The sequence below is a fragment of the Sphaerisporangium sp. NPDC005288 genome (genome assembly GCF_040607475.1).
Taxonomy (GTDB): domain Bacteria; phylum Actinomycetota; class Actinomycetes; order Streptosporangiales; family Streptosporangiaceae; genus Sphaerisporangium; species Sphaerisporangium rhizosphaerae.
On record NZ_JBEXGT010000017.1, the window covers coordinates 122,693 to 134,129 of the forward strand.

Annotated in this window: 14 protein-coding genes; 7 read left to right on the forward strand and 7 right to left on the reverse strand. The window is 71.9% G+C overall.

Annotation, left to right across the window (positions count from 1 at the left end):
* The first annotated feature begins 43 nt into the window (after positions 1-43).
* The 6 genes from ABZU32_RS18110 (at position 44) to ABZU32_RS18135 (ending at position 4,014) form a co-directional block, all read left to right on the forward strand.
* Positions 44-307 carry a hypothetical protein gene (locus ABZU32_RS18110; RefSeq protein ID WP_354923532.1) on the forward strand — a complete coding sequence of 88 codons (264 nt, stop codon included), beginning with the start codon at positions 44-46 and terminating at the stop codon, positions 305-307.
* On the forward strand, positions 304-723 hold the full coding sequence (locus ABZU32_RS18115) for a DUF397 domain-containing protein (protein ID WP_354923535.1): 420 nt from the start codon (positions 304-306) through the stop codon (positions 721-723). Before ABZU32_RS18110 ends, ABZU32_RS18115 begins: the two co-directional genes overlap by 4 nt.
* 192 nt (positions 724-915) lie before the next feature.
* Complete coding sequence (locus ABZU32_RS18120) at positions 916-1,215, forward strand: hypothetical protein (RefSeq protein WP_354923538.1); 300 nt, start codon at positions 916-918, stop codon at positions 1,213-1,215.
* Between the two features lie 30 nt (positions 1,216-1,245).
* Positions 1,246-1,419 (forward strand): S26 family signal peptidase, encoded by a 174-nt coding sequence (locus tag ABZU32_RS18125; protein WP_354923634.1) that lies wholly within the window; start codon positions 1,246-1,248, stop codon positions 1,417-1,419.
* A gap of 107 nt (positions 1,420-1,526) precedes the next feature.
* Entirely contained in the window at positions 1,527-2,330 is an 804-nt protein-coding gene (locus ABZU32_RS18130) for a purine-nucleoside phosphorylase (protein ID WP_354923541.1), read from the forward strand.
* Between the two features lie 52 nt (positions 2,331-2,382).
* Complete coding sequence (locus ABZU32_RS18135; RefSeq protein ID WP_354923544.1) at positions 2,383-4,014, forward strand: phospho-sugar mutase; 1,632 nt, start codon at positions 2,383-2,385, stop codon at positions 4,012-4,014.
* A gap of 267 nt (positions 4,015-4,281) precedes the next feature.
* Here the strand turns inward: ABZU32_RS18135 and ABZU32_RS18140 are convergent, their stop codons facing one another.
* The 5 genes from ABZU32_RS18140 to ABZU32_RS18160 all read right to left on the reverse strand — a co-directional run bounded on the left by ABZU32_RS18140 (position 4,282) and on the right by ABZU32_RS18160 (position 8,956).
* Positions 4,282-4,902: a PH domain-containing protein gene (locus ABZU32_RS18140; RefSeq protein WP_354837306.1), complete on the reverse strand. Its 621-nt coding sequence runs from the start codon at positions 4,900-4,902 to the stop codon at positions 4,282-4,284.
* 65 nt (positions 4,903-4,967) lie between these two features.
* A complete protein-coding gene (locus tag ABZU32_RS18145; RefSeq protein WP_354837307.1) occupies positions 4,968-6,047 on the reverse strand; it encodes an adenosine deaminase in 1,080 nt (359 codons plus the stop codon).
* A gap of 37 nt (positions 6,048-6,084) precedes the next feature.
* A complete protein-coding gene (locus tag ABZU32_RS18150) occupies positions 6,085-6,438 on the reverse strand; it encodes an AraC family ligand binding domain-containing protein (protein ID WP_354923547.1) in 354 nt (117 codons plus the stop codon).
* A 115-nt stretch (positions 6,439-6,553) separates the two neighbouring features.
* A complete protein-coding gene (locus ABZU32_RS18155) occupies positions 6,554-7,267 on the reverse strand; it encodes a hypothetical protein (protein ID WP_354923549.1) in 714 nt (237 codons plus the stop codon).
* 240 nt (positions 7,268-7,507) lie between these two features.
* Positions 7,508-8,956, reverse strand: a complete 1,449-nt coding sequence (locus ABZU32_RS18160) for an MFS transporter (protein ID WP_354923552.1) — start codon at positions 8,954-8,956, stop codon at positions 7,508-7,510.
* Between the two features lie 86 nt (positions 8,957-9,042).
* Between ABZU32_RS18160 and ABZU32_RS18165 the strand changes: the two genes are divergently transcribed.
* Complete coding sequence (locus ABZU32_RS18165; RefSeq protein WP_354923555.1) at positions 9,043-9,426, forward strand: MarR family transcriptional regulator; 384 nt, start codon at positions 9,043-9,045, stop codon at positions 9,424-9,426.
* A 109-nt stretch (positions 9,427-9,535) separates the two neighbouring features.
* On the opposite strand, the gene ABZU32_RS18170 is transcribed toward ABZU32_RS18165, so the two are convergent.
* Complete coding sequence (locus ABZU32_RS18170; RefSeq protein WP_354923557.1) at positions 9,536-10,810, reverse strand: thymidine phosphorylase; 1,275 nt, start codon at positions 10,808-10,810, stop codon at positions 9,536-9,538.
* Between the two features lie 203 nt (positions 10,811-11,013).
* On the reverse strand, positions 11,014-11,433 hold the full coding sequence (locus ABZU32_RS18175; RefSeq protein ID WP_354837324.1) for a cytidine deaminase: 420 nt from the start codon (positions 11,431-11,433) through the stop codon (positions 11,014-11,016).
* Positions 11,434-11,437 lie beyond the last annotated feature (4 nt).

Consider the following 11,437-nt stretch of genomic DNA (forward strand, 5'->3'; position numbering starts at 1 on the left):
GCAAGCGGGACGACCGCCGGGCCGGCGACCGGGACGGCACAGGGTGGGTGGCGTACCTCCCGGCCCCGTCCGGCCCAGGCGCTGGGACCTGCCTCAGCGGGCCGCCGCCGCCCAACTCGACCAACTGGAACCGGCCTGGTTCATCTCCTACGGCGTAGGCAGCAGGCGGTTCCTCGCCATCGCCTCCTGGCACCCCGCCCCGCTGATGGTCGAAGCGACCACGGTCCACGACCTACGAGAACTGATGCGCGACGCCGAGCTGGAGGCCGTCCTGTCCCCGGCCCCTATCCCCGCGAGAGCAAGATGAGCCCCGCCGCCCCGTCCTGCTGCACCGGCCTACTGCCCGGCTTGGCCCGTCCCGACGCCGTGTCCCTGGTGATGGCTCTAGTCGTCCAGGACGAGATCGCCCGCCAGAACGGCGACTCGGGTGAGCGGACACGGGCTCCGGCCGTCAATCGTCCGGCGGACCCGCCGGGCGGTCCCACCTCCATCAGGAAGGAAGACCATCACATGGATGACCTGTACGACCGCGACCTCACCGGCATCGCGTTCACCCGGATGTGCGGCGGAAACACGGGCGAGGAGGGCGAGGCGTGCGTCGAGTTGGCCCACATTTTGGGCGTGGACGACGCGTTCGCCCTGCGTGACAGCAAGAACCCGGATGCCGGGACGCTCCGCTTCAGCGGTTCCGAGCTGCGCACCGCCGGCATGACCACCATCTAGCGAGACCATCACCCCGGGTGGCTCCCGCCCGCCGCAGACAGGCGGGAGCCACCCTCACCGTACGGGGCGTTCATGCACTTTCACTGCTACTCGTGGACGGGAATCGGCGACGACCAGCGCCGGGAAGGCGAACGCCGCCCGCCGCTGCCTCCTGGGGACCTCGCCGCGTTCCGAGCCTCGCCTCTGCCTCCCATGCGGACCTGCGACTGGCTGCTCAAACCCGCCAGCATGATCGACACCTCCCCGGAGACCGTCGCCGAGGCACTGACCTGGCTGGCCGAACGCTACAGGGCCGCCGAGCCGTCCTTCCTCCACCCGGCCGGCGAGGCCCGCATCGGCCTGGACACCCGCCTGGCCAACGCCGAGGAGTCACTCACCGGCGGCGTGGACGTCCAATGGGGCATCTGGCTGACAGCCGGCAGATTCCTCACCCTCAACATCACCTGCTGCACCCCCAACCGCCACGCCTCGTACGCCTGTCCTGAAGCCTGATGTTCGCCTGAGTTCCTGGACGAGCCTTACATCGCTCGCTCGTCCGGCTACCGGAGCTTCGGTCCCGTCACGGTGCCACCGGGGCGCATCTGGACCATGGGGGACAACCGCGACGCGGCCATCGACTCCCGCTCCTTCCAGAAGTCTCTGGGCGACGGCACCATCCCTGCGGAGAACGTCGTCGGGATCATCTCCTCGAACTGACGCCCCTTGGCTTCCGCCGATTCGCCTCGGCGGCCCGGGTCACGTGCGCGGGTGCACGGGTACCGGCGTGTGTTGGTGGGAGGCATCCGGTTGTAGCCTCGGTGAGCGTGAGCAAAGACGCTTATTCACTGGCCGCGGAGGCGGCGGGGGTGCTGAAGGCCCTCACCGGGGTTGAGTCCTTCGATGTCGCGCTGGTCATGGGGTCGGGGTGGGTCCCGGCCGCCGACGCCATCGGGACGACGATCGCCGAGCACGACGTGACCGAGGTGCCGGGGTTCGCCGCGCCGTCGGTGGCCGGCCACGCCGGGAAGGTCAGGGCGGTCGAGACCGAGTCGGGCAGGAAGGCGCTCATCTTCCTGGGCCGCACCCACCTGTACGAGGGCCGGGGCGTGGAGCCGGTGGTCCACGGCGTGCGGACGGCCGTCGCGGCCGGGGCGGGCACGGTCGTGCTGACCAACGCGGCCGGCGGGCTGCGGCCCGAGACGCAGGACGTCGGCGACCCGGTGCTGATCAGCGACCACATCAACCTGACCGGCGCCAACCCGATCACGGGCGCGACCTTCATCGACCTGACCGAGGTCTACTCGCGGCGGCTGCGCGAGCTCGCGCGCGAGGCCGACCCGTCGCTGGCCGAGGGCGTGTACGTCGCCTTCCGCGGGCCGACCTACGAGACCCCGGCGGAGATCCGCATGCTGCGGACGCTGGGCGGGGACCTGGTCGGCATGTCCACCGTCCTGGAGGCCGTCGCCGCGCGCGAGGCCGGGGCCGAGGTGCTGGGCATCTCGCTGGTGACCAACCCGGGCGCCGGGCTGGCCGGCGAGCCGCTGAACCACGAGGAGGTCCTGGAGGTCGGCAGGGCCACAGCGGCCCGCATGGGCGTCCTGCTGGCCAAGGTCGTCAACAAGCTGTAGGGCCCCTTAGTTCGGGCGGCGGGTGAGGCAAAAATGCGAGCAAAGGGGTGTGATGTCCGATCTCGTGCGGCGGGCGGAGGAGTGGCTGGCGCAGGATCCCGACCCTGAGACCCGGCAGGAGCTCAGGCGGATCCTCGACGGCGGCGACACCGCGGCGCTCCAGGACCGGTTCGGGGCCAAGCTGGAGTTCGGCACGGCCGGGCTGCGCGGCGAGCTGGGCGCGGGGCCGAACCGGATGAACCGCGTGACCGTCATGCGGGCGGCCGCCGGGCTGGCCGCGCGGCTGGGGCCGGGCGGGCACGTCGTGATCGGGTACGACGCCCGGCACAACTCCGACGTGTTCGCCCGCGACTCGGCGGCGGTGCTGAACGGGGCGGGGTTGCGCGTCTCGCTGATGGGCCACCACTGGCCCACTCCCGTTCTCGCCTTCGCCGTGCGGCACGTTGGGGCCGACGCCGGCGTCATGGTCACCGCCTCCCACAACCCGCCGCGCGACAACGGCTACAAGGTCTACTGGGGGGACGGCGCCCAGATCGTCCCGCCGCTCGACGTGGAGATCTCGGCGGCGATCGACGCCGTCGGCCCGGTGGACCGGCTGCCGCTGGGCCAGGAGTGGCGGACGCTGAGCGAGGCGGACATCGTCGAGCCGTACCTGGCCGCGATCACCGCGCTGCCGATCGGGGACGATCGCGACCTGCGCACCGTCTACACCCCGATGCACGGGGTGGGCGGGGAGCTCCTGCTGCAAGCCTTCGCCGTCGCCGGGTTCGAGCCGCCCGCGGTGGTCGAGGCCCAGTTCGCCCCCGACCCCGACTTCCCGACGGTGGCCTTCCCGAACCCGGAGGAGCCGGGCGCGATGGACCTGGCGCTGCGGCTGGCCGAGAAGGCCGGCGCCGACGTGGTCATCGCCAACGACCCGGACGCCGACCGCTGCTCCGTGGGCGTGCCCACGCGGGACGGCGGCTTTCGCATGCTGACCGGCGACGAGGTCGGCGGGCTGCTCGGCGAGTACGTCATCGAGCACACCACCGCGCCGGACCGCCTGGTCGCCGAGTCGATCGTGTCCTCGTCCCTGCTCACCAAGATCGCCAAGGCGCACGGGGTGCGCCATGCCGAGACGCTCACCGGCTTCAAGTGGATCGTCAAGGCCGGCGACGGGCTGGTCTACGGGTACGAGGAGGCGCTCGGCCACAGCGTCGGGTCCGACCAGGGGCTGCCCGTGCGCGACAAGGACGGCATCGGCGCGGCCCTCACCGTCGCCGGGATGGCGGCGCGGGCCAAGCGGGACGGCAAGACGCTTCTGGACCTGCTGGACGAGCAGGCGCAGCGGTACGGCCTGCACGCGACCGCGCAGCTCTCGTTCAGGGTCGCCGACCTGTCGCTCATCGCCGCCGCGATGGAACGGCTGCGCTCCCGGCCGCCTCAGGCGCTCGGCGGGCGGGCGGTCGGTTCGGCGGAGGACCTGACCGCGGGCGTGGACGGCCTGCCGCCGACGAACGGGCTGCGCTACCGGCTGGACGGCGACGCCCGCGTGGTGGTCCGCCCGTCGGGCACCGAGCCGAAGCTGAAGTGCTACCTGGAGGTCGTCGTCCCGGTGACCGGCACAGTCTCCGACGCCAGGACGCTGGCGGCGAGCGACCTGGACGCCCTGAAGACCGACCTCACCGCTGCCCTCGGCCTCTGAGCCCACGGCACGCCCCACCTCCGGAGCGGCCGGTGGACCACCGTAGCGAGGGCGCCGGAACCGCCGTGCCACGACCCGCCGCCTCGGCGCCTGGTGGGGCGAACGCCGGGGGCGGACGGGACGGGGCACGGCACAAGACGAGCAGGCCGCCGTAACCGGGACGCCGAAGCCGCCGTACCGCGACCCGCCGCCTCGGCGTCCTTGGGGCCGGAGTGGCAGCGGGGAGACGGTGGACGATCGGCGGCCAAGCCTCGTGCCGGGGGGTGGTCAGGAGGTGATGAGGGCGGCTATGACGAGGATGAGGGCGGCGGCCAGGGCGCCGAGGGCCGAGGGGGACCAGGTGGCGGTGAGGGGCGCCCTCTCGCCGGCGGTGCGGGACTTCTTCTCGACCAGTTCGGTGAGCTGCTGGGCGACCCAGTCGGCATGCGTGCGGCCGGCCATGGCCTGCGCCGCCGCGTGCTCGGCCTTGGAGAGCTGGGGCTGGGTGCTGGGGTAGCGCCCGGCCTTGGCGGGGACGCCGGCGGTGCCGCGCCGTACGGCCTTGGCCCGTTCGCGGGCGCTCGCCTGCGGCGTCCAGCAGCGCACGCTGTCGTCGCCCGACTCGATGATGATCGCGTGCGAGACGTGGATGCCGTCGATGGCCTTCCACGGCACGAAGTAGTTGCGCAGCGGGTTGCGCACGAAGATGCCGTCCTCGCGGGCGAGGACGGCCGGGCGCAGGCAGCCGACGAAGACGGCGGCGGTGAGCACCGCGAGCACCGCGCCCGCGACCAGCGCCGACGGGATGCTGCCGTGGGCGATCAGGTCGGCCGTGTTCAGCGCGGCGAACACCATCCACACCCAGCCGAGCACCCATGCGATCTTGGACCGGAAGACCTGTGGCTTCACCGCTCGCTCACCGCTACCTTTCCGTTCAGCAGGCGGTCACCACGCTAACGCCTCCCGCGCACTGCTCACGCCTGCCATTTGAGCTGCGCGAAGCCCGGCTTGATGACACCGTTGATCAGCGCCAGCCGCTCGTCGAACGGGATGAACGCCGACTTCATGGCGTTGACCGTGAACCACTGCAGATCGTCCCACCCGTAGTCGAAGGTTTCGACGAGGTTGGCGAATTCCTGGGACACACTGGTGTCACTCATCAACCTGTTGTCGGTGTTGACGGTGACCCGGAAGTACAGGCGGCGCAGCAGGCCGATCGGGTGCTCGGCGAGCGACGAGGCCGCTCCGGTCTGCAGGTTCGACGTGGGGGCCATCTCCAGCGGAATGCGCTTGTCGCGCACGTAGGCCGCGAGCCGGCCGAGCTTGGCGGTGCCGTCCTCGGCGACCTGGATGTCGTCGATGATGCGCACGCCGTGCCCGAGCCGGTCGGCGCCGCACCACTGGATGGCCTGCCAGATGGACGGCAGCCCGAACGCCTCGCCCGCGTGGATGGTGAAGTGGGCGTTCTCCCGCTGGAGGTACTCGAAGGCGTCCAGGTGGCGGGTGGGCGGGTACCCGGCCTCGGCGCCGGCGATGTCGAACCCGGCGACGCCCACGTCGCGGTAGCGCACGGCCAGTTCGGCGATCTCCATGGACCGCGCCTGGTGGCGCATCGCGGTCAGCAGCGTGCCGACCCGGATGCCGCGCCCCTCCGACCCGACCCGGAAGCCCTCCAGAACGGCCTCGACCACCTGGTCGAGGCTGAGTCCGCCGGAGGTGTGCTGTTCCGGGGCGTAACGGACCTCGGCGTAGACGACCCCGTCGTCGGCGAGGTCCTCGGCGCACTCGGCGGCGACGCGGATCAGCGACTCGCGCGTCTGCATGACCCCGACGGTGTGGTCGAAGGTCTCCAGGTAGCGTTCGAGGGACCCCGAGTCGGACGCCTCGCGGAACCATTCGCGCAGGTTGTCGGCGTCCTTGCTCGGCAGCCTGTCGTATCCGGTCTCGCGGGCCAGGTCGATGATCGTCTGCGGCCGCAGGCCGCCGTCGAGATGGTCGTGCAGGAGGACCTTCGGGGCCTTGCGGATGCCGTCACGTGTGGGCTGCTGAGTCATCGCAACATCCTAGAGAGTGGTCTGCCGGAGCCCCGGCTCATTCGTCGCGGTTCACGGTGTCGGGCGAGAACGCGGGCAGGCAGACCGCGACGTACTCGGCGCCCTCGGGGCCGGCGGTGTAGCGGATCTTCTCGCCCGGCAGGGTCGTGATCGCCTCACCGGCGTGCACCTCTGTCGTGCCCCCTTCGTGCTCGACCACGACGGTGCCGCGCAGCACGAGGGTGTACTCGGTGAACTCGGGCGTCTGGGCGGGCTCCTCCCATCCCGCCGGAGCCACCATGTGGGCGATGGACACCTGGTCGTCGCCGGTGTTGACCCGTCCGACGTACTCGTCGATGACCTTCCCACCCGGGACCGGGATGCGGGTCGCGCCCGCGATTCTGCGTACCACGCGGCCAGTCTAGGAGGCGTACATGAGAACTATGTCCAATTCCGTCCAAGGGGGTGCGCGACCGGCTCCGCCGTCCGCGCCGGCCGGCCGCGGATCGGCGGGCGGACGCCGGGCGTCAGTGGGCGACGTCGATGACCAGGCGGGCGGGGTCGGACTGCTCGAAGACGCGGAACCCGGCGCGCTCGCGCAGCACGAGCGCCACGGTGACGACGCCCTCGTAGTCGCCGGTGCGCACGACGCCGAGGAGGTTCGGCAGCCCGGGCCGCAGGACGGGCGTCCGGGGGAAGGTCGGCCTGCCGTTCTCGGTGTGGGCGTTGGCGGGCTTGAGCATCACCTGCAGGTACGCCCCGCCCTTGATGTCCACGAGCTTGCCCGAGCCGTCCTCGTACAGTTTGCGCACCCAGTCGACGCTGTAGCCGGTCTTGGCGCCCCGCAGGTCGATGACGACCCGGTCGAACCCGGGATGCGCGGCGAACCGCGCCCCCGTGACCACGGGCGGCCGCTCGGGAGAGCGCGTGACGGCGACCCGCCTGGTGCTCGTGGGCGCGGGCGGTTCGCTCGCGCCGGCGGTCGGCGCCTGGCTGACCGGCGGGACGCCGCCCGTCTCGCCCGGCGTCGGGACGGTCCGCCCGGACGGCGTCACGACGGGCGTCACCGCTGGTGTCACGGCCGGTGAGGAGACGGACAGGTCCGGGGATGTCGGAGTAGGGCCTGGCGAGGACGCGGCGGGCGTGCTGCTCGCGGAGGTGTCGGACCCGGGCGCCGCGCCGCAGGCGGCGGTGGCCAGGGCCACAGGCAGGAGGGCGGCTGCGACGGCGATCCTGTTCATGGCCTCGGCTCCTCCACTGAATGCGCCTACTCCTTTGACCCCGAGAATGCCTCACAGGTTCGCGGAGAAACTCCGTAACCCGAAAATGTGTCCGATGTGCCCCTTGACCTCCGAAAGGACGCCACCGCGTGCGCCAGGCCCCCGGCGCGTGCGCACCGAGGGCCTGGACGAGGGGACGTCATGAGGGCGGAGGGAGGACGGAGGCGGTCCGGACCGGCCTGGATCGGAGCCGGCCGTGGATCAGGCGTTCTCCAGGACGGGCAGGTCGCCGCCCTCCTGCTCGCCCTTCGCGGCCGGGGAGGTCGCGCGGCGGGCGAACAGGCCGGTCAGGGCGATGCCGAGCCCGATGAGGGCGATCACCGCGCAGACCGCGAACGAGGACCTGATCGCCGGCATGGTGACCGCGCCCCCGTGAGCGGTCACCACGGCGGTCACGACCGCGAGCATCAGCGCCCCGCCGACCTGGCCGGAGGTGTTGAGCAGCCCGGAGGCCAGGCCCTGCTCGTCGTCGGCCACCCCCGCGGTGGCCTGAATGTTCAGCGAGGGGAACATGAGGGCGAAGGAGATGCCGAGCAGCAGCATGCCGGGGATGACCATCGTGGCCAGGCTCGGGTGCTCCCCCGCGCCGAGGAACACGGCGTACCCGGCGACCAGAGACACCGAGCCGATGGCGATCAGCCGGGCGGTGCCGAACCGGTCGGCGAAGTCGCCCATCTTGGTGGAGGTCAGGGCGACGAGCAGACCCGCGGGGAGGAACGCCAGCGCGGTGTGCAGCGCGGTCCAGCCCAGGAGGTTCTGGAAGTACTGCATGGCGACGAACTGGAAGCTGACGTAGGAGCCGAACAGGACCACCAGTCCGAGGTTGGCCCGCACGAGCGGGCCCGAGCGCAGGATGGCCAGGCGGACGAGCGGGTGCTTGACCCGCAGTTCGGTGACGACGAACAGCGCGAGCAGGGCCACGGCGCCCGCGAGGCTCGCCAGCGTGCGCACCGAGCCCCAGCCGGCCTCGGGGGCCTGCACGACGGCGAACACGAACAGCAGCATCGAGAACGTGATGGTGGCGGCGCCGACCAGGTCGTGGCCTCCGTGGGTGCGCTCCTCGCCGGAGTGGCGCGGCAGGAGCCTGAAGCCCGCCACGAGGGCGATGATCGCGACCGGCACCGGGCTCAGGAAGGTCCAGCGCCAGCCCAGCTCGGTGAGGAAGCCGGACAGGACGAGGCCGAGGGAGAAGCCGCTGGCGCCGCAGGCGGTGAAGATGCTGAGCGCCCGGTTGCGGGCCGGGCCTTCGGCGAAGGTCGTGGTGATGATCGACAGGGCGGCGGGCGCGGTGAAGGCCGCGCTGATGCCCTTGATGAACCGGGCGACGATGAGCAGGCTGCCGTTGTCGACCAGGCCGCCGAGCAGCGAGGCCACGGCGAAGACCGCGAGGGCCGTCAGGAAGACCCTGCGGCGGCCGAGCAGGTCGGCGGTGCGCCCACCGAGCAGGAGCAGCCCGCCGTAGCCCAGGACGTACCCGCTGACGACCCACTGCAAGGTGGAGGTGGACAGGCCGAGGTCGGCCTGGATGGACGGTAGGGCCACTCCCACCATCGAGACATCGAGCGCATCGAGGAAGATCACGGCGCTGAGCACGGTCAGCGCCCCCCAGAGGCGTGCATCCCAACGCTGGTCATGTGAGGTGAGGGACATGGGACAGGACAGTACATGCACATACATTCAATGCACAAGCATTTAATTCCCGTGCATTTATTGACGACGCATGCTACAGTCACGTCATGGACGACGATGTCGATGTCGTGAGCTCATGGCGGGAGATCCTCGCCTGTCATGCCACGACCTGGTGCGCGCTCGAGCGCGAGCTCGGCGACAAGCATGGGCTCGGTGTCAGCGACTTCGAGGTCCTCGACCGCATGGTCGAGTCCGACCACGGCAAGTACCGCGTCCAGGAACTCGCCGACGCCGTCCACCTCAGCCAGAGCGCCCTCTCGCGCCTGATCTCCCGCCTGGAGAAGGCCGGCCTGGTGTGCCGCAACATGTGCGAGGTCGACCGGCGCGGGGTGTTCGTTCAGATCACCGAGGCCGGCATCGAACGCCACCGCCAGGCCCTGCCCACCCACCGCGCCGTCCTCAACACCTCCCTCACCGACCTCCCCCGCTGACCGAGCGAAGGAGTCCGCGCGAGTGGACCCCTCGCCACGACGGCCCGCTCGGCGCTGAGGCTCGCAGGCTCACCCCCGCGCCGTCGCAGGACCGCCGGCGCCGAGTGGGTCAGGCGGTGACGCGGTCGATGACCAGTGGAAGCAGTTCAACGGGGCCCTCGGTGATGGCGTAGGCGCCGGTGAGGGCTTGGAGGGCCCGGTCGAAGCGGGACGGGTCGTCGGCGTGGAGGGTCAGCAGCGGCTGGCCCTCGCGGACGGTGTCGCCGGGCTTGGCGTGCAGGGTGATGCCCGCGCCGAAGGACACCGCGTCCTCCTTGCGGGCCCTGCCCGCGCCGAGACGCCAGGCGGCCAGCCCCACCTGATAGGCGTCCAGGGTGGCGAGGACGCCCGAGGACGGCGCCGTCACCTGCGTGGTCTCGGCGGCGGCGGGCAGTCCGGCGTCCGGGTCGCCGCCCTGCGCGCTGATCATGCGACGCCAGGCGTCCATGGCCGAGCCGTCGTTCAGCGCGTCCGCGGGGTCCTTGCCGCTCATCCCGGCCGCGGCCAGCATCTCACGGGCGAGGAGCACGGTGAGCTCCACGACGTCGGACGGACCGCCGCCGGCGAGCACCTCGACGGCCTCGGCCACCTCCAGGGCGTTGCCGACCGTGAGGCCCAGCGGGCGGTCCATGGCGGTCAGCAGGGCCACCGTGGTGACCCCGTGGTCGGTGCCGAGGTCGACCATGGTGCGGGCGAGCTCGCGGGCCGTCTCGACGTTCTTCATGAACGCGCCCGAGCCGACCTTGACGTCGAGCACCAGCGCGCCCGTGCCCTCGGCGATCTTCTTCGACATGATCGACGAGGCGATCAGCGGGATCGACTCGACGGTGCCGGTGACGTCGCGCAGCGCGTAGAGCTTCTTGTCGGCGGGGGCGAGCCCGTCGCCGGCGGCGCACACCACCGCGCCGGCCTGCCGCAGGACCGCGAGCATCTCGTCGTTGGACAAGGAGGCACGCCAGCCGGGGATCGACTCCAGCTTGTCCAGGGTGCCGCCGGTGTGGCCGAGACCGCGCCCGGACAGCTGCGGGACGTAGGCGCCGCAGGCGGCCACGAGCGGAGCGAGCGGCAGCGTGATCTTGTCGCCCACGCCGCCGGTCGAATGCTTGTCCGTGGTGGGCCGGTCGAGCCCGGACCAGTCCATGCGCGCCCCGGACCGGATCATGGCCTCCGTCCACCGGCCGATCTCGCGCCGGCCCATGCCGTTGAGCAGGATCGCCATGGCCAGGGCCGACATCTGCTCGTCGGCGACCTCGCCGCGGGTGTAGGCGTCCACCACCCAGGCGATCTGCTCGGAGGAGAGCTCGCGGCCCTCCCGCTTGGTGACGATGACGTCGATCGCGTCCATGAACTCAGGATCCCCCGGAACGGTGGTCGGGCATGAAAGGTACGGTCCCGGCGCCCGCGAGGCGGGCGCCGGGAAGGGCGGACAGGGCGCTCGCGCGCGGCCTGAGGCGCGTGCGCGCGAGCCAGGGACGCCGGTCGCGCGTCAGGCATCACACGCCGGACATCACACGCCGGACATCACGCGCCGGACGTCGGCGTCGCGCGTCAGGCGCCGCGGGAGAGATCGTCGGGGCCGAAGGCGTGCGGCAGGACCTCGGCCATCCGCCACGCGCCGTCGGGGGTCTCCACGAGCAGCTCGGGACCGCCGTGCTCGAACAGGAGCTGGCGGCACCGGCCGCACGGCATGAGCAGCTCGCCGTGGCCGTCCACGCACGTGAAGGCCACCAGCCGCCCGCCGCCGGAGGCGTGCAGCGCCGACACCAGCCCGCACTCGGCGCACAGCCCGAGCCCGTAGGAGGCGTTCTCGACGTTGCACCCGGTGACGACGCGGCCGTCGTCCACGAGCGCGGCGGCGCCCACCGGGAACTTGGAGTAGGGCGCGTAGGCGTTGGCCATCGCGTCGGTCGCGGCCTCGCGCAGCGCGTCCCAGTCGATGGGGACGTCGGTGGTGCCGGTGTCGCTCACGTGC